Raw genomic sequence first — 22,755 nt, forward strand, 5'->3', positions numbered from 1 at the left:
CGAAGTGATGATCCGTTAGCCTATGATGGTTTTCGTGACCGCCGTAAGACGGTCTGCGTCTCGGCCGCCCTGTGAAACGGGCCGCACCCGCCGCGCGGGAGACCCGGCTCAGGGCACCGTCTGCACCGCCCGGCCGAAGGCCTGCACCAGCCCACCCTCCAGCTTGCCCTGCATGCCCGACAGGATGGAGAGCGCGTCGCGGGTCGACATCGGCGCCTTGTAGGGGCGCCGTTCGATCAGGGCGGCATAGATGTCGCAGATCGTCAGAAGCCGCACGGGGTCGCCGATCGCGTCGGCGCAGAGCTGGTCCGGATAGCCCGAGCCGTCGAGCATCTCGTGATGGTGGCGCGTCACCGCGAGCGTGATCGGGTCGCAGCCGCCGGAGGCCGTCAGGATCTCGTGGCCGATCGGCGCATGGGTCTGCATCACGGCCCGCTCGTCGTCGTCGAGCCGGCCGGGCTTGTTGAGGACGGCGAGCGGGATGCGCGACTTGCCCACATCGTGCACCAGCGCGGCGCGGGTCATGAGCTGCTTGTCCCCGGCGGAGAGGCCGAGATTCTGGGCGAAGGCGGCGACGACGCCGGAGACCAGCAGGCAGTGCTGGAAGGTCACGTCGTCATGCGCCCACACTTCGTCGAGCCAGCGCGACAGGCCGCCCTCGTGGATCGCGTCGAGCACCGGGGCGATGCCCCGCTCGACGCTCGGCATGTCGATCGGGCCGGTCTGCGCCGATTCGAACAGGCGCGTCATCAGCGTGCCCGCCCGCTCGGCCTCGCGGGTCACCACGAGGTCGGCCACCGATTTCTCGGGCCAGACCTCGCGCACCAGCGAGCCCACCACCATCCGCGGCTCGACCAGCGCCGAAAGGCACAGGGTGGCGCCGAGGTTGCGCGCCTCGGTGAAGGCGGATTGCCCGTCGCCGCGCGTCAGGCAGATCAGGGGCGTGCGCGTGCGTGCGGGACGGTTCGCCAGCAGGCGCAGGCAGCGCTTGGCTTCGGGGCGGCTCAGGGTGATGTCGGCGATCACACCGCGGAAGAGGCCGATCCGGTCCCAGGTCTCGTCGGTGCCCACGACCCGGCACTCGGTGACCGCGCGCAGGGCATCGACCAGAGACTGGCTGCGGTCCGGGCGGTCGCTCAGCACGACGATCACGCTGCCCTCCCCGTTCCGGCTGCATCGTGGCTTGCCCGGAACTTGAGGTCCACTATTTAGCAAATCGCTAAGATTGCACGACTTTCGATCGCACCACGCCGCAGAGAGCGGTCGCCGCGAAATCGCCGCAGCCCGGGCGCAGGAACGGCGCGAGGCCCTTCAGGGGGGTTCCCGTCCGGATCCGATTCCGATCGGCGCAGCAGGTGCGCTGTGTCATTGTTTCGTCGGCGGGGCCGGTGGGGACGCCTTGTCGATGGTCCCGGCCGGGATGTCGTCCCCGACACGCATTTCGAGGTATCGATGAAGCTCTTCCGCTCCGTTTCCGTCTTCGCCCTCGCCGGCGGCCTTGCGCTCGGTGCGGCCGCGGGCGCCCGCGCGGAGGATGCCGCCCCCTTCACCGACGCCCAGCGCAAGGCGATCGAGGGGATCGTCAAGGACTACCTCGTCAAGAACCCCGACGTGCTGCAGGAGGCGATCGCCGAGGGCGAGCGCCGCGCCCAGGAGACGCAGAAGCTTGCCCAGTCCGCCGCGCTGAAGGAGTCGCGCGAGGCGCTGACGAACTCGCCCCACGGCATCATCGCCGGCAACCCGAACGGCGACGTCACCGTGGTCGAGTTCTTCGACTACAATTGTGGCTATTGCCGCAAGGCCTTCACCGACGTGCAGACCCTGATCAAGTCCGATCCGAAGCTGCGCGTGGTGCTCAAGGACTTCCCCGTCCTCGGCGCCGAGTCGCTGGAGGCGAGCCGGATCGCGCTCGCGGCCAAGCTCCAGCTCAAGCCGGAGAAGATGTTCGACTTCCACGCCAAGCTGTTCGAGACCAAGGGCCGCATCAACGGCGAGCGGGCGATCGCGGTGGCGCGTGAATTCGGCGCCGACGTGGAGCGCCTGAAGAAGGACGCGCAGGGGCCGGAGGTGAAGGCTGCGCTCACCGAGAATGTCGGCCTCGGCGACAAGCTCAGCCTCTCGGGCACCCCCGCCTTCGTCATCGGCGACGAGATCCTGCCCGGCGCGGTCGGCGTCGAGCCGATGCGCAAGACCATCAACGACATCCGCCAGTGCGGCCACGCGAGCTGCTAAGGTCTCCACTCGCGACGGACGGATAGGGAAAAGCCCGGTGCGGATCGAGCGCACCGGGCTTTTTTTCGTTCAGGCGGCGGCGGCGCGGGGATCGCTGCGGAGCGGGCGCTCGCCGCGGATGCCGGGCTCGTTGCCGGCCTCGGGCGCGGCGTGGCCGCCGGGATAGGGCGGTTCGGGGTTCACCCATTCCGCCCGCTGGCGCGGCAGGGCGCAGGGGTGCTCCTTCTGCAGGAAGCCGATCATCTTCTCGCGCACCTCGCAGCGCAGGTCCCAGGTCTGGGGGGCGTTGCGGGCGCTCACCAGCATCCGCAGTTCGATCACGCCCTCCCGCGCGTCCGAGACCTGCAGGTTGACCACGTTGCCGTCCCACAGCCGGGAGGCCCCGGCGATCCGCCGGAGTTCCTGGCGCATCGCCTCGATCGGCGCCCGGTGATCGACGTAGAGGAACACCGAGCCGATCAGCGAGGCGCCCTCGCGGGTCCAGTTCTGGAACGGCTTCTGGATGAAGTAGGTCAGCGGCAGCACGAGGCGGCGCCAATCCCACAGCCGCACGACGACGTAGGTCGCGTTGATCTCCTCGACCCAGCCCCACTCGTTTTCGACGATGACCGCATCCTCGATCCGGATCGGCTGGGTGATGGCGATCTGGATGCCCGCCACGAGGTTGGAGAGCACCGGCTGCATCGCCAACCCAAGGATCAGCCCGGCCGCCCCCGCCGAGGCGAGCAGGCTTACCCCGTATTGCCGCACCGGCTCGAAGGTCATCAGCGCGATGGCGACGGTGACGATGGCCACCAGCGTCAGCGCCGCCCGCTCGAGGATGCGCATCTGCGTAAAGTGCTTGCGGGCGAGCAGGTTGTCTTCCGCATCGAGCTTGAACCGGCGCAGATAGATCACGGTGGCGATGTGGATCGCCGTGGCGCAGGTCCAGCCCGCCAGCGTCACGAAGGCGACGAGCAGCACCTGATTGAGGACGAGCCGGATCTGCCACGTCAGCGGCGCGGTGGAGACCGCGAGCGCGAGGCTCAGGACCAGCAGGGCGAGCCGGCTCAGGCCCCGGGTGCGTGACACCAACGAGCGCCAGAACAGGCTTTTGCCGCTCACCGCCCGCTGCGCGAAGCGGTAGGCCACCCCGTGCAGGGGCAGCACCAGCGCGCAGCAGCCGGCGACCAGGATCGGGCTCGCCACCCACCAGGGCCATTGGACGATCCAGCCGATCGACTGATCGAAGAATGCGTGAATTTCCGCCATCGATCACCTCCTCGTCAGGGGGGCAATGATCGCTGCCGGGCCCGGTTCCGCACTGCACAATGGTGCAGCTGCTCTGCCGCCACCGCCCTTATTGCATGTCCCGCGGCACCGAGGCGCGGCGCCGGCAACCGGCCGGCCCGAGCCTCGAGCGCTGAAGAGCCAACACAACGGCACGCGGTCCTTCTGCGTGGCAGCATGAGACGTTCGACACCCTGATCGTTCTTTTAAGTTGCTAAAAGCGCGGCTTATGCCTAGAAAGCCAACCTTGACGAGATTTATGGTGGCGGGTTCACGTCATGTGAAAAGCGCTGGCGCTCATCGATAAAAGTGGCCGATGGCATCAAATATTTCAGGATATCACTTGTGCTCATGTTCTGTTGCTTTGGGCTCTCGGGTGTATCCTCTTCATGGCGAGATGAGCGATGCATATCGATGCTTCGTTGGAGTGTCGCCTCGGCCGCAACGAGATCAGTCTTGACGTAGCCCCACCCGGTCAGCGGGTGGCGAAGCGACGCCGCGGCGCAGGCGCAACTTTCGGAGACCGTTCGCGCCGAAGGCATCCTTGTGGAGACTCGACCGTCGATGAGAAGACTGTTGTCCATCATTGGAAAAAATGAAGATATCCGACTGCTGGCAAGCAGTGCCATCTTCAACTCATTCAGCTTGATAAAGAATTTTCCTCACGAGGGCAGGCTAAAAGCTGCGCGTTCATATCTGCGGTCTGAACGGCAATCAAAAATCGGCACTGATGGCGTATTCGACCTCGAATTTTACAAAGCACGATTCCCAGCGCACGCCCGACGCCCAGCCAACTATCTCCTGCATTACATCAAGAGAGGGTGGAGGATCGGACTGTGTCCTCATATCATGTTCGATATCGGATACTATATTCATGAGGCGGAAAAGAAGGGTTTTTGCATCGATGTCGAGCCGTTTGAGCATTATTGCAAAGATGATTGGAGGGATAATGTCTCTCCATCGATGTATTTTGATAACGATTGGTATGTCGGCACATACATGAAGCCCACCGATCGAGAAGGATCTCCTCTCGAGCACTTTTTACAGATTGGCTCCGAGAACGGGTATAGTACGTCGCCCTTTTTCTCGATGCACCGGATCGGCAGCGCGCTTGGCGTAAATTCCGGGCAAACCCTGCCTATTCTCAAAAATTACATGTCTTCGAACGAAAAATGGAGTGCCATCGATACCCACCCCCTCTTCGACACCAAATTCTACAACGCCCGATATCCCGACGTCGCTCAAAACAACGTCAGCCCGCTGGCGCATTTCACCGCCTACGGTCTCGGCGAGCGCCGCGTGACGATGCCTTTGAACGATTCGCCCGCCGGCCACGCGAACGAGATCGATCGATTGCAGTTCAAGTTCGTAAATTATGCAGACTATTTTGGAACAAAGGAGATTTTTAACCGCTACATCTACCTTGATAAACTGATCTACCGCATCGGCGAAGACAGAGGAAAGGATGCGCGTCGCCCACTTGCCATCATTGCAATGTACAACGATGCTGATTGTATCGAGGCCGTGCTTCGTGCCGCTGTGAGAGAAGGTCTCTCGCTATGGCTGATCGATAACTGGTCGAGTGACGCGACCTACGAGATCATCAGTGAGTTGGCTTCAGCATCCGATCTGACGCCCTATATTGACGGAATCGAGAGATTCCCATCCGCCGGGCCGAGCGATCAGTACGACTGGCACGGCATCCTCAGCCGGAAGCAGGTAATCGCCAGCCAATTTCCTGGCCGATGGATCCTTCATCAGGACAGCGACGAGATAACCACCTCGCTTGTCGGCAATTCCACCTGCGCATCGACGCTGCAGGCGATAGCCTCGCTCGGGTATAATGCTGTCAACATGCGCATGTTCGACTTCAGGCCGATCGATCGATCGGAGCCCGGTCCTGATATCGAAGCGCATTTCGACTATTTCGAGTTCAGCGACAAGCCTGGATATGCGAGCCAGCTAAAGGCTTGGGTTCAGCCCGATACGGTTGTGGATCTCGCCAGTTCAGCCGGGCATTATGTGCAGTTCGGCGGCATCAAAGCTTATCCCCTGCGCCTCCCGCGCAAGCATTATGCACTTCGCTCCGTGAGCCACGCTCGACGTAAAATTACGCTGGAAAGGCTCCCCCGATTCGAGAAAGAGCGAATGGAGAAAGGGTGGCACGTACACTACGAAGCTGATTTCGACGATAGTAAATTCGTCTGGGATCGGGAGCGTCTCCAATTGTATACATCGGTCGGTCACGTCAGCGTCTGGTTTCCAAAAATGTTCAACGATGATTTCGTTGCCTGGAGCTAGTGGGATGGCGATCAACCAGAACTACGAGCGCAGGGTGCTCGTTGTGGGGCACCGACCCTACTTTGAACTTCACATGCCGGAGACGCATGGAAAGACGCTGATCCATAAGCTCGAATTTTATCATGGGGTTGAGAATCGCGCATTCAACGTAATCGAGGCCTTCAAGCCGGACGCGCTGCTTGCGTTTCGGCCCGAGCTTGTGCCGCTATCCGTGCTGCTCTCGTTTTCCGGCGAGAAAATCGGCTTCTCAAGCGAAATCTTCCCGCAAAAAATCGGGGATCGCATCGTCGGAGCAGAGGTTCATAGAAGGAAATTCGATTTTTTTGACAATAGCGCGATCCGGCGGTTCGATCAGCTCTATCATTATGACATCTCTTCAAAAGAATTTTTCGATAGTGTCGGAATGAGATTTGCAGACTTTCCTCCTTATCCTCTTAATCCAATGCTTTTCGAGCAAAAAAATTGCCATAAAGATATCGATGTACTTTTCATAGGGCGTGTCTCGCCGCGTAGGTATGAAATGCTCGAACCGTTAAAGCGGCGAAAATTTAGATTGGTCAGCATCGATCACGGGTTGTTTGGTGAAGAACTTGTCAATTTGCTTCGTAGGTCCAAGGTCGTTTTGAACATCCATGCGGAGGATCATGTGTCGTTCGAGCCTCGGACCTTGATCGGTGCCGCGGTCGGGGCAGTGGTCGTGTCGGAGCCTATCCCGATCCCGCCCTGGATGACGGCCTGCCCCTTCATCTTCACCAACGACCTAGGCAGCAATCTCATGTCTCGCCTCGACTTGGCCTTGGAGAGCTATGACGAGCAGCTGCGGCGCGCCGAAGCATTCCGGCGCGAGCTGGAAACATTGTGCTCCGCAAACCAGTTCATCGATAGGTGCTTGTCGCGCGCAAAATGAAATTTTGATAGTTATCGCGGAGGGGCGTGTGGCCGGAAGATCAATCCGACTGAAGGAATATGGTGCAAACCTTGATTTCGAGGCGATCCCCTCCGCAGATTACGTTGAGGCCCGTGGTCATGCCATCGATGACCGCCCGTGCCGCGTTCGTACCGATGAGAACGGGTTCATTCTGTCCGGCCATTCCTTAACAGGTAAGACGATCATCGGATTGGGGGACAGCGTGCTGGAATGCCTGTTCGTCAAAGAAGATGACCGCTTCTGTGCGCAGCTCCAGAAACGGATACGTCAGAAGACGAGTCAGAGCATCAATGTGCTGAATGGCGGCTACAGCGGGAGTACGACGCTCCATGTCCTAAATGCCTTCATCAACAAGGTCGTCCCGCTGAAACCGGATGCGGTCTTCCTCATGACCGGCATCATGGATCTGGAAGCGATGTTCAAGGTCGACAGCTTCTGGAGCAAAGACGCCTATCTGCGCAGCATCATGGACAACGGCGACGCGCCGGGTTTCTGGGATCAGAATTTTCGCGAGGAAATGGACGAGAACAGTCGATCGACCCTCAATCGACTGCTCATCGACGCCGCGCGAGCGTTCGCGATCCCGCTCGTGTTCGTTTCGACCCCGCACCAGACTGTCTTTCAGGGAGCGTATGTACAAGGACATTATCCAAGCAAGGACGCGTATTCCGTCAGGGTGCGCAATCGCCGCTCGGCGAACCGGCAGATCGAAGACCTATGCTGCCAGCTCGGTACTCATTACATCGACATCCAGTCGTTTGCCGACGGCTTGGATGGCATGTTCTATGATGACATCCATTTGACCGGGCTCGGGGCGGGGCGGGCAGCAGAGGCATTGGTCGAGCGCGGATTCGCCCAGGCGCTCCGAGACCAGGGCGTGATCTGAGTATCTCTCACAAGACGCCCGGTCGCTGGGCACTTTTCCTCCGTGCACGAAGGCGCAGCGGGCGCTTTTTGAAAGATGCTCATCTGCGGTGAAGAGAGTCGGATCGAGATCCGGGACCATCGTTCCAAATCCGATGGTTGGGGGCGATGCTTCGGAGCGCGTTTCGACGCGACGGTCCCCGTCGCCGGAGCCTTCACCCCGCCGCCGGCCCGTCCTCCCGCAAGGCGCGGCGCAGCACCTTGCCGACATTGGTCTTCGGCAGGCTGTCCTGAATCACGATCCGGCGGGGCACCTTGTAGCCGGTGAGGCTCGCGCGGGCATGCGCCCTGAGCGCGTCGGGATCCACCGACGGATCGCGCAGGACCACGTGGGCGACGACCATCTCGCCGCTGTCGCCGCAGGGCGCGCCGACCACGGCGCATTCGACCACCGCCGGGTGGGTGGCGAGCACGTCCTCGACCTCGTTCGGATAGACGTTGAAGCCGGAGACGAGGATCATGTCCTTCATCCGGTCGACGATGCGGATCTGCCCGTCCGGCGTCATCACCGCCACGTCGCCGGTGCGGAAGAAGCCGTCGGCGGTCATCGCCGCCCGCGTCTCCTCCGGGCGGTTCCAGTAGCCGGCCATGACCTGGGGGCCGCGCACGCAGAGTTCGCCCGGCACGCCGAAGGGCAGCACCGTGCCGTCCTCGGCGCGGATCGTCACCTCGGTCGAGGGCAAGGGATAGCCGATCGTCCCGGTCCACTCGGCGAGGCCGAGCGGGTTGACGCTCACCACCGGCGAGGTCTCCGACAGGCCATAGCCTTCGAGGATGGTATGGCCGGTGATCGCCTTCCAGCGGGCGGCCACCGCCGACTGCACCGCCATGCCGCCGCCGACCACGTAATCGACCTGCGAGAAATCGACCGTGCCGATCTTCGGGTGGTTGTTGAGGGCGTTGAACAGCGTGTTCACCCCGGCGAAGTTGGTGAAGCGGGTGCGGCTGAGCGTCTTCACGAAGCCGTCGAGGTCGCGCGGGTTCGGGATCAGGAGGCAGCAGCCGCCGAGCCGGAAGAAGAACAGGAAGCAGGCCGTCAGCGCGAAGATGTGGTAGAGCGGCAGCGCCGTCACCGCCACCTGTCTCTCCCCATCCCCGCCCCCCGACGGGCCGCGGAACCAGGCCCGGCTCTGCTCGACATTGGCCATGATGTTGCGGTGGGTCAGCATCGCCGCCTTGGCGATGCCGGTGGTGCCGCCGGTATATTGCAGGAAGGCGACGTCGCCGGGCTCGATCAGGACCGAGGGGCGTTTGAGGCCGCGGCCCGTCCGCACCACCGCCTCGAACCGCTGGGTCCGCCCGGCCGGCAGGGTGTAGGGCGGCACCGCCCGCTTCACCCGCCGCGAGACGAGATCGACGATCCGCCCCTTCAGCCCCAGCAGGTCGCCGGGCCCCGCCACGACGATCCGCTCCACGCTCGGCATCTGCGGCAGCGCCTGCTCGACCGTGTGGCAGAAATTCTCCAGCACGAAGAGGACGCGCGCGCCGGAATCGTTGATCTGCGCGGCGAGTTCGCGCGGGGTGTAGAGCGGGTTGACGTTGACCACGGTGCAGCCCGCCACCAGCGCGCCGAGCAGCGTGACGGGGCAGGCCGGGACGTTGGGCATCATCACCGCGACGCGGTCGCCGATGCCGTCCACGCCCTTCTCGCTGCCCTTGCCGGCCTTGCCGTAGCCGTTGGCGGCGAGCCACGCCGCCACCGCCTGCGCCGCGGCGCCGACCTCGCGGTAGCGCAGGCTCGCGCCGAAACAGGTGATGGCCGGGCTCTCGGCGAAGCGCAGCACGCTGCGGTCGAACAGATCGACCACCGTGCCGACGGAATCGGCATCGATGTCGGCGGGAATGCCGGGGGGATAGGCAGCCAGCCAGGGACGCTCCGCGCTCCGGTCCTGCGCCATCCTCGTCCCTCCTGCCCTGTGACGCGGCTTATGAGGGCCGGCCTCACGCCGGCTCCGCCGCTTCCCGTTGTGGCTTAAGCGTTTCCGGCGCGTTCGATCAAGCCACGCCCATCCGCGCGGCTTGAGGGGGGGCCTGGGCTGTTCGCCGCGGCCGCAAGCGGGCGGCCACGAGCAGCCCGTGCGGCAGGGCGGCGACCGTCAGCACCAGGGCGGCGACGACGAGGTCGCGGGCGTCGAGCAGGCGGCGCGGCCACGGGCCGAACCCGGCATCGCGGGCGAGCCCGACCATGGCGGCGGCGAACCACAGGGCGAGGAACCCCGCGACCCATCCCAGCAGCGCCCGCCCTGCCCTGCGCCCGCGGCTTCCGCTGCGCGCCGGACCCGGCCGGCCGGCCAGACGTGCGCCAAGCCCCATGGCCAGCCCGAACAGGCCCGCGGCGGCGCCCGCCCCCATCGCGTAGGCGAGCGCCATCGGCGTGCCGTTGAGGAAGGCGCCGCTGCCGGTGGCGAAGCCTGCCCGCAGCACGAAGCCGCCGAAGGTCGGGTGCAGGCTCACGGCCAGGACCAGCGCGAGGCCGATCCCCCCGCCGACGATCCGCCGGACCAGCGAGGCGGGGCCCGGCGCCAGCATGACGGTCAGGATGCGGGTGAGCCCGTAGACCAGTCCGAAGACGAAGAGCGGGTAGCGGTCGAGGAAGAAGCCGTAGAACCGCGTCGCCACGTCCGGCGGCATCGCGCTGCGCTGATCGAAGCCGGTGAGGAAGACGACGAACAGGGCGGCGAGCGCCGCCAGCAGCGGCGCTGCGGCGATGGCCAGGCGGCCCCGTTGCGAGCGCGATGCAGGCGCCTCCGCCGAACCGGCCTCCGGGCCGGCGGAGAGCGCTCCGGTGCGGCTCACCGCTCGTAGTGTTCGCGCACGAGCCGGTCGAGCAGGCGCACGCCCCAGCCCGCGCCCCAGCTCCGGTTGATCTCGGAGGGGGTGGAGGACATGCCGACGCCGGCGATGTCGAGATGGGCCCACGGCACGTCGTTGACGTAGCGCTTGAGGAAGGCCGCCGCCGTGGCCGCGCCGCCGTGGCGCCCGCCGGTGTTCTTCATGTCGGCGAACTTCGAGTCGATCGCCTTGTCGAAGGCCGGGATCAGCGGCATCCGCCACACCTTCTCGCCCGCCGCCTCGCCGGCCGCGGTGATCTGCGCCGAGAGCGCGTCGTCGTTGGAGAACAGGCCGGCGATGTCCTGGCCGAGGGCGACGATGATCGCGCCGGTCAGCGTGGCCAGATCGATCATCGCCTTGGGCTTGTAGGTCGCCTGGACGTGCCAGAGCACGTCGGCGAGCACGAGGCGGCCTTCCGCGTCGGTGTTGATGACCTCGATGGTCTGGCCTGAGAGGGAGGTGACGATGTCGGAGGGGCGGTAGGCATTGCCGTCGGGCATGTTCTCGACGATGCCGATGGCGCCGATCACGTTGGCCTTGGCCTTGCGCGAGGCCAGAGCGTGCAGGGTGCCGACGACCGCGGCCGAGCCGCCCATATCGCCCTTCATGTCTTCCATGCCGCCGGCCGACTTGATCGAGACGCCGCCGGAATCGAACACCACGCCCTTGCCGATCAGCGCCAGCGGCGGCTCGGAGGCGTCGTCCGCCCCGTTCCAGCGCATGATCGCCACCCGCGGCTCGCGGGCTGAGCCCTGCGCCACCGCGAGCAGGGCGCCCATGCCGATTTCCTTCATCCGCGCCACGTCGAGAATCTCGACCTCGACGCCGAGGCGCGTCAGCTCGGAGACGCGGCGGGCATATTCCTCGGGATAGAGGACGTTCGGCGGCTCGTTGACGAGGTTGCGGGCGAGGATCACGCCCTCGGCCACTGCCTCGGCGCTCCGCGCGGCGGCCTCGACGGCGGACGGGTCGGCGACACGCAGGGTCAGCGCGGCACCCGCCTCGTCCTCGTCCTTCTTCTTGGTCTTGTACTGGTCGAAGCGGTAGCTGCGCAGGCGGGCGCCGAGGGTGAAGTCGGCGACATCCCGGGCGGTGGCGGCGAAACCCTGCCCGTCGATCACGACGCGGGCGCTGCGGGCGCCGACCTTGCCGGCGGTGAAGCCGCCGAGCACGGTCCAATCGATCTTGGCCCGGTCCTTCTCGGACCCCAGCCCGATCACCACGAGCCGGTCGGCCTCCACCCCCGCCGGGGCCGGGAGGACCAGCGCGCTCTGCGCCTTGCCCTTGAAGCGCTCGCTCGCGGCGGCGCGGGCGACCAGCTCGGTTCCGGGCCGGCCGAGCGCCTCGGCGGCGGCACCGGACAGGGCGAGGTCGTCGCCCACGAACACCACGAGGTCGCCCCCGGTGCCGCGCGACGTCAGCGGCTCAAAGGCGATTTCGATCCCACCGGCCATGATGCTCTTTGCTCTCAACCCGTCTTCCGCCGGCTCCTCCGCGGACCCCGCGAAAACCGGCGAACCTGTGTACCCGCTGAAACGCAGAACGCAACGCGGGGACCGGCCGCAGCCGGGGCCATCGCGTGACGGCGACGACCCTGGTTTCCGGCTGGCCTCCGTCGCCGGGGCCCGGCCGCGCGGACAATCGCGGTTCCTTGGGCTTGCGCGCCGCAAAGCCGCTGGTGCGGCTTCGCGCGATGCCCCTGAGGCCGCGATGCGTTCGGGCTGCGCTCAGTCCTTCCACACGAGCGGGCTGGGCGCGGCTTCCGCCGTCTGGCCCATATTCGGCGCGTAGAGCGGCAGGACGAGGCGAAACCAGCCGCGGGTCTCCTCATTGTCCTGCAACTGGCCGGTGCGGGTGCGCGTCTGGCGGGCGACCACGTCGCGGGCGACATAGGCCTGCACGATGAACCGGTCGAAGTTGTAGCCGACGAGGCCGCCGACCGCGAGTTGCCCGGTCTTCTGGTAGTTGCGGTAGAGCGGATCGCTGCGGTCCACCGCGAGGTCGAGGGAGCCGTAGGCGATCGGGCCGATCTCGAACTTGCCGAATTTCTTGACCAGCGTCAGGTCGAGATTGAGCCCGTCCGCTTGCCCGATCGGCCCCAGCGCCTGCCCGACCCGGCCGCCGAAGCGGGCGCGCGGGTCCACGGTCAGGCCGTGGGAGAGCGAGGCGCTGATGTTGTAGCTGCCGTCGCCGACATAGGTGGCCGAAAAGGTCTGGCGGATGGTGGTCGAGGCCAGTTGCGGCAGGAGCGGCGTGCCCGCGAAGCCGGCGCCGAGCGAGCCGCGGTCGCTGAACGGAAGGTAGGCGCCGAGCAGGTAGGAGACGCCGAAGCCGTTCCCGAGATTCCAGGCCAGGATGTTGGCGACCAGCGGGTTGTACATCACGCTGACGTCGCGGTTGGGTAGCGGCGTCGGGTTGCGGGTGTTGACGAACAGGGTCGGGAACGAGACGACCGGCTGGATCTGCGCGCCGAACAGCTTGTAGGGCGAGGCCCAGACCAGGAACGGGATGTTGCCCATCGTGTCCGGCGCGTTCGGCCGGTCGGCGCGGCCGACGGTGAAGGTGTCGACCGCGATGACGACACCGGTCGGCAGGGGATAACCCGCGGTGAGGCCGATCTGCTCGCCGGGGCGCGTCACCGGGGCGGCATAGGCCGTGCTCGCCGCGATGCTTGGGCACGCCGTGACGACGCGCAGCGTCGTCCTTCTCTTCTGCATGTCTCCCCCCGTATCTTGGCCGGACCGGCTTTGATCCATCTTATGGTATATAATTCGCCTTTTTCAATCGTTAAAATTGTGAAATGCAGTCGATCTGTGCAGTTTAGGTTTTCGGCAACAGTCAAACAAAAAGGCGATCAAGACCGGTGACAGACAAATGCATTTTGTTGCTGGTCATCCGGCGCTACGCAGCTTCGGCCTGATCTATCGATGCCGCATCCTCCGGCGACCCGGCCGGAAATGGGCGGTCGCGCGCGGTCCGACGGCCCGTCGATCGCGCCGCGAAACGGCCTCAATCCGGGCGCCCCGAGACTCTGAGCGCCAAAGCTCGGCCTTCGGGACGGCTTGGCCTGGACGCCGCGACCGGCGAGACTGCGCGGCGCCGGGACCGGTGGCGAGGAAGGGGTTCGAGGGGCGGAAGGCGCGGATGACGCAGATCGAGCGCTACATATTCAGGATCGCGCTCGGGGCCTTCCTCACCTGTCTGATCGGCCTCACCGGCACGATCTGGGTGACGCAGGCCCTGCGCGAACTCGACCTCGTCACGGCCAAGGGGCAGACGCTCCTCGTCTTCCTGTTCATCACCGCCCTGTCGCTGCCGACGCTGATCACGGTGATCGCCCCGGTCGCCCTGTTCATCGCCTGCGTCTACGCGCTGAACAAGCTCAACGGCGATTCCGAACTCATCGTGATGTCGGCCGCCGGCATGCCGCCGCGCCAGTTGCTGCGGCCCTTCGCCACGCTGGCCTTCGCGATCAGCGTCGTGGTCGCCTTCCTGACGATCCAGGTGATGCCCTCCTCCTTCCAGGAGCTGCGCGACGTGCTGACCCGGGTGCGGGGGGATTTCGTCGCCAACGTCGTCAAGGAGGGCCAGTTCACGGCGCTCGACAACGGCATCACCTTCCATTTCCGCGAGCGCGGCGCCGACGGCTCGCTCCAGGGCCTGTTCATTCAGGACAAGCGCGAGGCCGGCAAGGCGGTGGTCTACCTCGCCGAGCGCGGGCGCGTCAGCGAGGTCGATGGGCAGACCTACCTCGTTCTGGAGAAGGGCAGCATCCACCGCCAGCAGAAGGACAGCCGCGATTCCTCGATCGTGAGCTATGAGCGCTACGCCGTCGATCTCGCCGCCTTCACGCCGCCGGACTCGGAGACGGTCTACAAGCCGCGCGAGCGCTCGACCCTGGCCCTGCTCTTCCCCGATACGGCGGAGGGCTATTACCGCCTGCAGAAGGGCCGCTTCCGGGCCGAACTCCATGACCGGCTCTCGGCCTGGCTCTACCCGCTGGCCCTCGCCTTCATCGCGTTCGCCGCGCTCGGTGATCCGCGCACCACCCGCCAGGGGCGGGGCTTGGCCGTGGCAGGCGCGGTGATCGGCGTCATCGCGTTGCGCATCGCCGGCTTTGCCGCGAGCAGTGCCGCCGTGCGCAGCCCCGGCGCGGTGGTGGCGATCTATGCCGCGCCGCTCGGGGCGATCGCCCTCTCCTGCCTGCTGATCTTCGGCGGTGCCCGAACCCGCGCGATGAACGAGGGGTTCGGCCGGCTCGGTCGGCGGCTCGCCGCCGGCCTGCGCCGTCGCCCGCTCGCCGGACGGGCCTGAGGGCGCCGGCATGCTGATCGGCGCGACCCTCGGCCGCTACTTCGCGTGGCGCTTCGTGCGCACCATCCTCGGCGTGTTCCTCACGGTCTTCGCCCTGGTCTACACCCTCGATTTCGTCGAGCTGCTGCGGCGGGCGGGCGATGCGGAGGGCGCCTCGCCGGGGCTGATGGCGCAGCTCGCGCTCTACCGCACGCCCGCCGTGGCCGAGAGCGTGCTGCCCTTCGCGGTGCTGTTCGGCTCCATGGCCGCCCTGCTGCAGCTCTCGCGCAAGCTCGAACTCGTGGTGGCGCGGGCCGCCGGCATCTCGGCGTGGCAGTTCCTCCAGCCCGGCGCCTTCGTGGCGCTGGCGATCGGCGCGATCGCCATCGGCGCCTACAATCCCCTCTCCGCGGCGCTCAAGCAGCGTTCCAGCGAGATCGAGGCGAAGATCTTCGCCAAATCCACCAAGGCCGGCACCGGCAAGGATCTGTGGCTGCGCCAGCGCAGCATCGACGGGCAGGCGATCATCCGCGCCGAGACGGCGGTCGAGGGCACGACGACGCTGGCCGGCGTCACCGTCTTCCAGTTCGACGAGGCGGGCGCCTTCGCCGCGCAGATCGAGGCGGCGCGGGCGACCCTGCACGACGGCTGGTGGGAGTTGCGCGATGTGCGCGTTCTCACACGCGATGAACCGCCCGAAAGCCACGAGGTCTACCTCGTCGCCTCGACGCTCGATCCGAGCCAGATCCGCCAGCGCTTCACCCCTCCGGAATCTGTGCCCTTCTGGCAACTTCCGGAGACCATCGCACGCCACGAGCGGGCCGGGCTGGATGCCACGCGCTACCGGCTCCAGTACGATGTGCTGCTGGCAACGCCCCTGCTCTACCTCGCGATGGTCCTTGTGGCGGCAACGGTTTCCTTAAGGTTCTTCCGCTTTGGTGGTGTCGGAAAACTGGTGCTCGGCGGGGTGAGTGCGGGCTTCGTGCTCTACGTCGCGCGGCAGGTCATGGAGGGCCTCGGCGCATCGGGGATGATCGCGCCGACAGTGGCGGCGTGGTTCCCCGCCGTGGTAGGGAGCTTGCTCGGTACGCTCACGCTTCTCTACCAGGAGGACGGCTGATGTGCGGTTGTCCGGGTCGGGACGGGTTCGGTCGTGCCAGAGACGATCGTGATCGGCGTGCAGGGGGCTGCACAGGGTTCGAGGGACGCGTTGCGTAAGGTCGCCGACATCGCGATCACGGTCTCCATGGCCGCACTGCTGACGGCAGCCTACGGGCTCGTCGCGCCGCGCGCCCATGCCCAGGCCGGATTGGAGAAGCTCGCCGGCTCCAAGCCCGGCGAGAAGGGCCAGCGCCTGCTCGTCGAGGCCGACGAGCTGATCTACGACAACGATCGCAACACCGTGACCGCGCGCGGCAATGCCGAGCTGCATTACGGCGCCCGCACGCTTCAGGCCGACCGGGTGCGCTACGACCGCGGCACGAGCCGCGTCTTCGCCGAGGGCAATGTCCGCCTCACCGACGAGACCGGGGCGCTGGTCACCGGCGAGCGGATGGAGCTGACCGACGACTTCAAGAACGGCTTCGTCGAGGCCCTGCGCATCCAGCAGACCGTCGTGATGAAGGGCGAGACGGTGCGCACCCGCATCTCCGCCCCGCGGGCGGAGCGAATCGCGGGCGAGCAATCGAGCTTCGATTACGCGACCTACACCGCCTGCGAGCCGTGCAAGGACCATCCGGAGACGCCGCCGCTCTGGCAGATCAAGGCGGCCAAGATCATCCACAACAATGAGACCCACACGATCAGTTACGAGGATTCGAGCCTCGAAATCGGTGGGATCCCGGTCGCCTACCTGCCCTATTTCGAATCCGCCGACCCGACGGTGAAGCGCAAGAGCGGCTTCCTGACGCCGCGCTTCATCACCTCGACCCCGCTCGGCAGCGGTGTCGCGACCCCGTATTTCATCAACCTCGATCCGAGCTACGACCTGACGATCACGCCGGCCTTCGTCTCGCGCCAGGGCGTGCTGGGCCAGGCCGAGTTCCGCCAGCGCCTCGACAACGGCAGCTACAACTTACGCCTGTCGGGCATCTTCCAATCGACGCCCTCGGCCTTCCTGCCGGGGCCGCTGGGAGCCGCCGACCGCGAGTTCCGCGGCTCGGTCGAGACCCGCGGGCGCTTCTTCATCAACGAGCACTGGCGCACGGGCTGGGATCTCGTCGGCGTGACCGACAAGTGGTTCCTCGACAACTACCGGATCCGCAACCAGAGCATCACCACCGACTATTTCCGCGAGGCGGTCTCGAGCGCCTACCTGATCGGCCAGGGCGACCGCTCGTGGTTCGAGGCGCGCGGCTACTACTTCAAGGCCCTGTCGAGCTTCGACTGGCAGAAGGAGCAGCCCGTCGTCCTGCCGGTGATCGACTACGACAAGCGGATCAACGGGCCGGGCAAGCTCGGCGGCGAGGTGCGGTTCGAGGCCAACGTCACGAGCCTCAGCCGCGAGGCGACCGATTTCCAGGGCATCCCGCGCACCGGCAGCTACCTGTTCGCCCCGAGCGTCAACGGGATCAGCTACCCGCTCTACGAGACCTGCACCACCTTCGTGCGGGACCGCTGCATCGTGCGCGGTTTGGGCGGCGTCGACACGCGGCTCTCGGCCCAGGTCTCCTGGCGCCGCAGCTTTATCGACGATTTCGGCCAGGTCTTTACGCCGTTCACCTATCTGCGCACCGACGCCTTCTTCGTGAACCCGAGCCGCTCGGGCTTCCAGAACGCGCTGGTGAACAACATCACCACCGTCGATGACGGCTTCTCCGGCCGGATCATGCCGGCGATCGGCCTCGATTACCGCTACCCCTTCGTCGCCGATTTCGGCGGGCTCGGCGTGCACACCCTGGAGCCGATCGCCCAGGTGATCGCCCGGCCCTCCGAGACCCGGATCGGCCGCCTACCCAACGAGGACGCGCAGAGCCTCGTCTTCGACGACACCTCGCTGTTCCAGTGGGACAAGTTCTCCGGCTACGACCGGGTCGAGGGCGGCGTGCGGGCCAATCTCGGCGCGCAATATTCGGTCGTGACCCCCTCGGGCTGGTACGCCAACCTGATGTTCGGCGAGTCGATCCAGGTCGCGGGCGTGAATTCGTTCCGCCGCGGGGATCTGGCCAATGTCGGCCTCGATTCCGGCCTGGAGAACCGCCGCTCGGATTTCGTGGGCCGCTTCCAGCTCTCGCCCAACCAGAACATCAGCTTCATCAGCCGCGCCCGCTTCGACCAGCGCGACTTCGCCGTGAACCGGTTCGAGACCGGCGTGACCGCGCGGTTCTCGCCGTTCCTGCCGCTCGAAACCTCGCTGTTCTACTCGTTCTACGAGGCGCAGCCGGCGCTCGGCTTCGTCCATCGCCGCGAGGGCGTGACGGCGTCGGCCACCTACCGCATCACCCCGAACTGGTTCGTCAGCGGCTCGGCGCTCGTCGATTTCACCCGCTACCTCGACACCCGCGACACCTTCTCCGACCTCTACACCGCCTATCTCGCCAACCCGGTCGGCCTCGCCCCGGTCTACAGCAGCCCCGGCCTGACCTATCTCTCCGGCCTGAGCCTCGGCGGCGGCTATCAGGACGAGTGCACCACGGTCTCGCTGAACTACATCGTCTCGCCCATCGCCACCGCGATCGGCGTGCGCGAGCGCAACCAGACCGTGCTGCTGCGCCTGGAGCTGAAGACCCTGGGCGAGGCGGATCTGCGCCAGAACGTCAGCAGCTCGACCACCGCCGACGGCATCGCCTCGGTGCGCTGAGATGGCCGTCTGCGCCGGAAGACAACGATGCTGAAGGGGGCGGCCGATTCGCTGATCCGCGCCTATGGCGCCCTGGCCACGCTCCCGTTCAGGTTCCGCCGGGACCGCAGCGCCCCGCCGAAGGATCTGGCGCACGGCGCCTGGATCGACACCCTGTCGGAGCGCTTCGACAAGCCGGGCCTGCGCGTGCTGGAGGTGGGTTCGCGCAACGTCACCGGCGCCAACTTCCGCCACCGCTTTGCCCAGGCGGAGTATGTCGGCTTCGATCTCTACGCGGGCGAGAACGTCGATGTGGTCGGCGATGCCCACCGGCTTTCCCACTATTTCGGGGACGATGAGCGCTTCGACCTGATCTTCTCCTCGGCGGTGTTCGAGCATCTCGCCATGCCCTGGGTGGCCGCGGTCGAGATCGCCAAACTCCTGAAGGTCGGCGGCCACGTCTTCGTCGAGACGCACTTCTCGTTTCGCTCGCACGAGCGGCCGTGGAACTTCTTCCAGTTCTCGGATATGGGCCTGCGCGCCCTGTTCAACGACGCCCTTGGCTTCGAGCTGATCGACAAGGGCATGAGCAGCCCGATCGCCGGCTACTTCACCGACCGGGCGCGGCCGGGCCTGCGCTTCGCGCCGATCACCGAGATGTACGGCCACAGCGAAATCCTGTGCCGCAAGCGCGCCGAGCCGGCGGGCTTCGACTGGACCCGCATCCCCCTCGACGCCATCGTGGACGGCACGCGCTACCCGGCGCCGAGCCGGTAAGGCCGAAACTCTCGGGTTGGGGGTGCCGGCGGCATCGTCCCACGGATGGCCCGCAAAGGCATCGGGCGCACAGCGAAGGGCGACGGGCGCGATGCGTTCGCTTGCCACCCCTTACGCGGATGCCCCGGCGGAGGGTTTCACGGACCCGCCGATCCCACGCCGCTGACGCACCCTGTGCAGCCGCACCACGGCGAGGCCGGAAATCCTGTGGCGGGCGGGCTTTGGCCCGCTCCGCGCTTGACCCCGCCCGGCATGCCCCCGACGGTGGCGCGCAAAATCGGACGGGAACGGACATGGCCCTCCTTCAGCGGCTCCTCTCCTACGCCTCCTCGGCCTTCGGCCTGCCGGCCCCGGCCGAGACGGTGCCCGACGGCAGCGAGGAGCATCTCGCGGCGACGGCCCTGCTCGTCCACGTCGCCCGCGCCGACGGCGTGCTCGACCCGGCCGAGGGCGAGCGGCTGGTGCGGCTGGTGCGCCGCCGTTACGCGGCCAGCGACGCGGAGGCCGAGAGCCTGATCGAGCGCGCCGCAACCTTCGAGGCGCAGACCCGCGACATGACGAGCCTGGTCGAGCTGATCGGCAGCGATGGTAGCAGCCCGGAAGAGCGGGGGCGGCTGCTCGCCATGGCGTGGTCGGTGGCCGGCGCCGATGGCGAGGTGCACGAGTTCGAGGAAGCGCTGGTCTGGCGCCTCGGCAAGCTGCTCGGCTTCGACGAGCCGGCCATCGCCGCTGCCCGCGACCGCAGCTCCCGCGAGCCCGCCGGCGCGTGAGGGCCGGTCAAGGGTTTCGAAAGGGCAAGCCCTTTCGCGGGTCCAGGGCGGAGCCCTGGGACGACATCGGGGCTCTACCCCGAGACCCCGCCAAAGGGATGATCCCTTTGGGATCCCGGACCTTTCGATGATCGTCAGCCTGACCCTGATTCTGCTCGCCCAGCTTGTGGGCGAAGTCGCCGCCCGCGCCGCCGGCCTGCCGGTGCCGGGGCCGGTGATCGGCATGGCGCTGCTCCTCGGCTTCCTCGTGTTGCGCGACCGGACGCAGCCGGCCTCGACGCGCTGGCTGCCGCCGCCCTTGGTCGATGGCGGGCTGGAGGGCACGGCCAAGGGGCTGCTCGCTCACCTCTCGATCATGTTCGTGCCGGCCGGCGTCGGCATCGTCGGCAAGCTCGACGTGCTGGCGAGCCACGGGCTCGCCCTGGCGCTCGTGCTCCTCGTCTCCGTGACCCTGACGCTGGCGGCGACCGTGCTCACCTTCGTCGCGGTCTCCAAGCTTCTGGACCGCCGATGACCGGCGAATTCGCCCTCTGGGTCTATCTCAGCCGCACCCCGCTGCTCTGGCTCACCGTGACGCTGCTGGCCTACGCGGTGGCCGACCGGTTCTTCCAGGCCGCGGGGCGCCACCCGATCGCCAACCCGGTGATCCACGCGATCTGGATGATCGGCCTCGTGCTGATGCTGACCGGCACGCCCTACCGCGCCTATTTCGAGGGCGCGCAGTTCGTGCACTTCCTGCTCGGACCGGCCACGGTGGCGCTCGCCGTGCCGCTCTACGAGCGGCGGGCGACGGTGATGCGCGCGCTCCTGCCGATGCTGGCCGCCCTTCTGGTGGGCTGCGTCACGGCGATGACCTCGGCGCTCGTCTTCGCCAAGCTCGCCGGCATCCCCTACGATGTGCGCCTCGCCATGGCCCCGAAATCCGTGACCACGGGCGTGGCCATGGGCATCGTCGAGGCGCTCGGCGGCGACCCGACGCTCGCCGCCGTGCTGGTGATGCTCACCGGCATGGCCGGCGCGGTGATCGTCACGCCGCTGATGCGGACCCTGCGCATCGAGGACATGCGCGCCCGCGGCTTCGCGGCGGGGCTGGCCGCCCACGGGCTCGGCACCGCGCGCGCCTTCCAAGTCAGCGAGGTCGCCGGCACCTTCGCCGGCATCGCCATGGGGCTCAACGCTTTCCTGACGGCGATTCTCGTGCCGGTGGCGGTGAGTTTCCTGCGGTAGGCGGCCTGCCGCTCGAGAGCGACCTTCACACGTTCCCTTCGTCGGACGGGTCGTCTCGGCGCTCCGGTAAAGCCGGCTCCGCCCCGAACGGGCGATTGATGATGGTGAGAACCTCGCCGGCGACGAAGACACGGTTCCGCCGATGACCGGTTCGCTCATGCAGGATGTTTGCTGCGGCGAGTTGTTCGATGGCTTGGCTCGCTTGTGCGCCACTGACGTCGAGCAACTGCCCAAGACGTTTCACCGACAGCACCGGATGGTTCACCAGAAGGTCGAGAGCACGCGTTGAGGCGGCGTTCCTTCGAAACTTCCGCCGCCTCAGCCAATCGTCCTTAAGGCGCTTGAGGGCGGCGCGGGTCGTCATGAGTTCATCAACGGTGCCGACGATGGCATCCGCGAGAAAGCCGACGATCTCGGCCCATTCGAGCCGTTGCTGCGCGCGTTTCAGCGCCGTGTAGTAGCTCTCCTTATGCGCGTCGATGTAGGGGGAGATGTAGAGCGGCACGATGCCGTCTGCGGCCATCATGAGGGGCAGCAGCAGACGCCCGACCCGTCCGTTACCGTCACGGAACGGGTGGACGGCCTCGAAATGGGCGTGCGCCACCGCCATCCGCGTGATCAGATTCTGGTGAACTGCCTGCAGGCCCTCGTTGCGCAGGTAGTCCACGGTGTCGAGCAGCCCCTCGCGCACGCGGTCGGGCGGAGGTGGATTCCAAGTCGAGTAGGCGATGTTGCCGCCCCCGCCGATCCACACCACCGCCTGACGAAGATCGCCGAGACGATCCTTGTACGCGCTGTCCGATCGCATGACGTCGGCGTGGAGGCGCTGGATCAGGGCGAGGGTGAAGATGTCGGGGCCGCGCGCCTGCGCCTCCGGAACGAGCTGATCGAGAAGGATGGCGTAGTCCCGCACCTGCCTCGCTTCCGCGCGGGCCGTCTCGTCCCCCCCATCCTCGACCGCGAGGATCTCGTCGAGCGTGCTGTTTGTGCCCTCGATGGACGACGAGCTTACCGCTTCCTGGCGCTTCAGGATGCGGCTGATCTGAAACTGATCCTCCATCTGTTCGGCGAGCGCCTGCACGCGCCCCAGCGCTTGGCTCGCTTCGCTGAGCCGGGGAAGCACGTCCGTCAGATGAAGGCCGCCCTCCGGCGGCGGTGCCGGGACGACGCCGTAATGGTTGTCATAGGGGGGCGGGAGCCGGACGAGGCGTTCCCTCACCGCAGGGGCGAGATGGTCGCGTTTCAAGCGGGAAACCCATGGTAGGCGCCGACTTGATCGATCCATATTTCGGTTTTTTATAAAAAACCATAACAACGAGGGTCGGATCGACGCCGTATGCAGGTTTTGCGGCAACGCGCTCGGTGGCAGGATGCCGGGCCAAGTGCTCGACCTGAGGTCCGACCGGGGCCCGGATCGTGTTGCA

18 protein-coding genes are annotated in these 22,755 nt (G+C 66.4%); 11 read left to right on the top strand and 7 right to left on the bottom strand.

The features are described from left to right. Positions 1-108: 108 nt before the first annotated feature. Positions 109-1,152 (bottom strand): HD-GYP domain-containing protein, encoded by a 1,044-nt coding sequence (locus ASF53_RS18595; protein WP_056201841.1) that lies wholly within the window; start codon positions 1,150-1,152, stop codon positions 109-111. Positions 1,153-1,452: 300 nt separating this feature from the next. Here ASF53_RS18595 and ASF53_RS18600 point away from each other — a divergent pair, with 300 nt between their 5' ends. Beyond that, a complete protein-coding gene (locus tag ASF53_RS18600) occupies positions 1,453-2,232 on the top strand; it encodes a DsbA family protein (RefSeq protein ID WP_056201845.1) in 780 nt (259 codons plus the stop codon). A 69-nt stretch (positions 2,233-2,301) separates the two neighbouring features. Here ASF53_RS18600 and ASF53_RS18605 read toward each other — a convergent pair whose 3' ends face one another. Further along, positions 2,302-3,483 (bottom strand): mechanosensitive ion channel family protein, encoded by a 1,182-nt coding sequence (locus ASF53_RS18605; RefSeq protein WP_056201849.1) that lies wholly within the window; start codon positions 3,481-3,483, stop codon positions 2,302-2,304. Positions 3,484-4,065: 582 nt separating this feature from the next. Between ASF53_RS18605 and ASF53_RS18610 the strand changes: the two genes are divergently transcribed. Genes ASF53_RS18610 through ASF53_RS18620 form a run of 3 tightly spaced genes read left to right on the top strand, consistent with a single transcriptional unit; the run spans position 4,066 to position 7,616 of the window. Further along, the gene (locus ASF53_RS18610; protein ID WP_082482824.1) at positions 4,066-5,802 is read left to right on the top strand and encodes a glycosyltransferase family protein; all 1,737 of its coding nucleotides are present in this window, start codon (positions 4,066-4,068) and stop codon (positions 5,800-5,802) included. 4 nt (positions 5,803-5,806) lie between these two features. After that, the gene (locus ASF53_RS25910; protein WP_056201856.1) at positions 5,807-6,709 is read left to right on the top strand and encodes a glycosyltransferase family protein; all 903 of its coding nucleotides are present in this window, start codon (positions 5,807-5,809) and stop codon (positions 6,707-6,709) included. Between the two features lie 28 nt (positions 6,710-6,737). Next, complete coding sequence (locus tag ASF53_RS18620) at positions 6,738-7,616, top strand: SGNH/GDSL hydrolase family protein (RefSeq protein WP_162242237.1); 879 nt, start codon at positions 6,738-6,740, stop codon at positions 7,614-7,616. 193 nt (positions 7,617-7,809) lie between these two features. Here the strand turns inward: ASF53_RS18620 and ASF53_RS18625 are convergent, their stop codons facing one another. The 4 genes from ASF53_RS18625 to ASF53_RS18640 all read right to left on the bottom strand — a co-directional run bounded on the left by ASF53_RS18625 (position 7,810) and on the right by ASF53_RS18640 (position 13,203). After that, entirely contained in the window at positions 7,810-9,552 is a 1,743-nt protein-coding gene (locus tag ASF53_RS18625; protein WP_056201861.1) for an AMP-binding protein, read from the bottom strand. 97 nt (positions 9,553-9,649) lie between these two features. After that, positions 9,650-10,450 carry a hypothetical protein gene (locus ASF53_RS18630; protein WP_056201864.1) on the bottom strand — a complete coding sequence of 267 codons (801 nt, stop codon included), beginning with the start codon at positions 10,448-10,450 and terminating at the stop codon, positions 9,650-9,652. Then, positions 10,447-11,940: a leucyl aminopeptidase gene (locus ASF53_RS18635; protein ID WP_056201868.1), complete on the bottom strand. Its 1,494-nt coding sequence runs from the start codon at positions 11,938-11,940 to the stop codon at positions 10,447-10,449. Before ASF53_RS18635 ends, ASF53_RS18630 begins: the two co-directional genes overlap by 4 nt. Before the next feature lie 273 nt (positions 11,941-12,213). Next, positions 12,214-13,203 (bottom strand): transporter, encoded by a 990-nt coding sequence (locus tag ASF53_RS18640; protein WP_056201872.1) that lies wholly within the window; start codon positions 13,201-13,203, stop codon positions 12,214-12,216. Between the two features lie 427 nt (positions 13,204-13,630). On the opposite strand from ASF53_RS18640, the gene lptF reads away from it, so the two are divergent. The 7 genes from lptF (at position 13,631) to ASF53_RS18675 (ending at position 21,331) form a co-directional block, all read left to right on the top strand. After that, complete coding sequence (gene lptF / locus ASF53_RS18645) at positions 13,631-14,800, top strand: LPS export ABC transporter permease LptF (RefSeq protein ID WP_056201875.1); 1,170 nt, start codon at positions 13,631-13,633, stop codon at positions 14,798-14,800. Between the two features lie 10 nt (positions 14,801-14,810). Then, complete coding sequence (gene lptG, locus ASF53_RS18650) at positions 14,811-15,899, top strand: LPS export ABC transporter permease LptG (protein ID WP_056201877.1); 1,089 nt, start codon at positions 14,811-14,813, stop codon at positions 15,897-15,899. A 48-nt stretch (positions 15,900-15,947) separates the two neighbouring features. Beyond that, on the top strand, positions 15,948-18,578 hold the full coding sequence (locus ASF53_RS18655; protein WP_056202070.1) for an LPS-assembly protein LptD: 2,631 nt from the start codon (positions 15,948-15,950) through the stop codon (positions 18,576-18,578). A gap of 27 nt (positions 18,579-18,605) precedes the next feature. After that, positions 18,606-19,334 (top strand): class I SAM-dependent methyltransferase, encoded by a 729-nt coding sequence (locus ASF53_RS18660; protein WP_056201880.1) that lies wholly within the window; start codon positions 18,606-18,608, stop codon positions 19,332-19,334. 293 nt (positions 19,335-19,627) lie between these two features. Then, positions 19,628-20,104 (top strand): tellurite resistance TerB family protein, encoded by a 477-nt coding sequence (locus ASF53_RS18665; protein ID WP_056201883.1) that lies wholly within the window; start codon positions 19,628-19,630, stop codon positions 20,102-20,104. A 127-nt stretch (positions 20,105-20,231) separates the two neighbouring features. Continuing rightward, positions 20,232-20,618 (top strand): CidA/LrgA family protein, encoded by a 387-nt coding sequence (locus tag ASF53_RS18670; RefSeq protein ID WP_056201886.1) that lies wholly within the window; start codon positions 20,232-20,234, stop codon positions 20,616-20,618. Next, complete coding sequence (locus ASF53_RS18675; protein WP_056201889.1) at positions 20,615-21,331, top strand: LrgB family protein; 717 nt, start codon at positions 20,615-20,617, stop codon at positions 21,329-21,331. The genes ASF53_RS18670 and ASF53_RS18675 overlap by 4 nt, the downstream gene beginning before the upstream one ends. 25 nt (positions 21,332-21,356) lie before the next feature. On the opposite strand, the gene ASF53_RS18680 is transcribed toward ASF53_RS18675, so the two are convergent. Beyond that, positions 21,357-22,616 carry a Fic family protein gene (locus ASF53_RS18680; RefSeq protein ID WP_286134537.1) on the bottom strand — a complete coding sequence of 420 codons (1,260 nt, stop codon included), beginning with the start codon at positions 22,614-22,616 and terminating at the stop codon, positions 21,357-21,359. Positions 22,617-22,755 lie beyond the last annotated feature (139 nt).

The organism is Methylobacterium sp. Leaf123 (assembly GCF_001423405.1).
Classification (GTDB): Bacteria; Pseudomonadota; Alphaproteobacteria; order Rhizobiales; family Beijerinckiaceae; genus Methylobacterium.

Bases quoted from the DNA above. Each gene is read 5' to 3' on its own strand.
- ASF53_RS18600 (WP_056201845.1), top strand. From the start codon at position 1,453: ATGAAGCTCTTCCGCTCCGTTTCCGTCTTCGCCCTCGCCGGCGGCCTT.
- ASF53_RS18605 (WP_056201849.1), bottom strand. From the start codon at position 3,483: ATGGCGGAAATTCACGCATTCTTCGATCAGTCGATCGGCTGGATCGTC.
- ASF53_RS18610 (WP_082482824.1), top strand. From the start codon at position 4,066: ATGAGAAGACTGTTGTCCATCATTGGAAAAAATGAAGATATCCGACTG.
- ASF53_RS25910 (WP_056201856.1), top strand. From the start codon at position 5,807: ATGGCGATCAACCAGAACTACGAGCGCAGGGTGCTCGTTGTGGGGCAC.
- ASF53_RS18625 (WP_056201861.1), bottom strand. From the start codon at position 9,552: ATGGCGCAGGACCGGAGCGCGGAGCGTCCCTGGCTGGCTGCCTATCCC.
- ASF53_RS18635 (WP_056201868.1), bottom strand. From the start codon at position 11,940: ATGGCCGGTGGGATCGAAATCGCCTTTGAGCCGCTGACGTCGCGCGGC.
- ASF53_RS18640 (WP_056201872.1), bottom strand. From the start codon at position 13,203: ATGCAGAAGAGAAGGACGACGCTGCGCGTCGTCACGGCGTGCCCAAGC.
- lptF (WP_056201875.1), top strand. From the start codon at position 13,631: ATGACGCAGATCGAGCGCTACATATTCAGGATCGCGCTCGGGGCCTTC.
- lptG (WP_056201877.1), top strand. From the start codon at position 14,811: ATGCTGATCGGCGCGACCCTCGGCCGCTACTTCGCGTGGCGCTTCGTG.
- ASF53_RS18660 (WP_056201880.1), top strand. From the start codon at position 18,606: ATGCTGAAGGGGGCGGCCGATTCGCTGATCCGCGCCTATGGCGCCCTG.
- ASF53_RS18665 (WP_056201883.1), top strand. From the start codon at position 19,628: ATGGCCCTCCTTCAGCGGCTCCTCTCCTACGCCTCCTCGGCCTTCGGC.
- ASF53_RS18670 (WP_056201886.1), top strand. From the start codon at position 20,232: ATGATCGTCAGCCTGACCCTGATTCTGCTCGCCCAGCTTGTGGGCGAA.
- ASF53_RS18675 (WP_056201889.1), top strand. From the start codon at position 20,615: ATGACCGGCGAATTCGCCCTCTGGGTCTATCTCAGCCGCACCCCGCTG.
- ASF53_RS18680 (WP_286134537.1), bottom strand. From the start codon at position 22,616: ATGGATCGATCAAGTCGGCGCCTACCATGGGTTTCCCGCTTGAAACGC.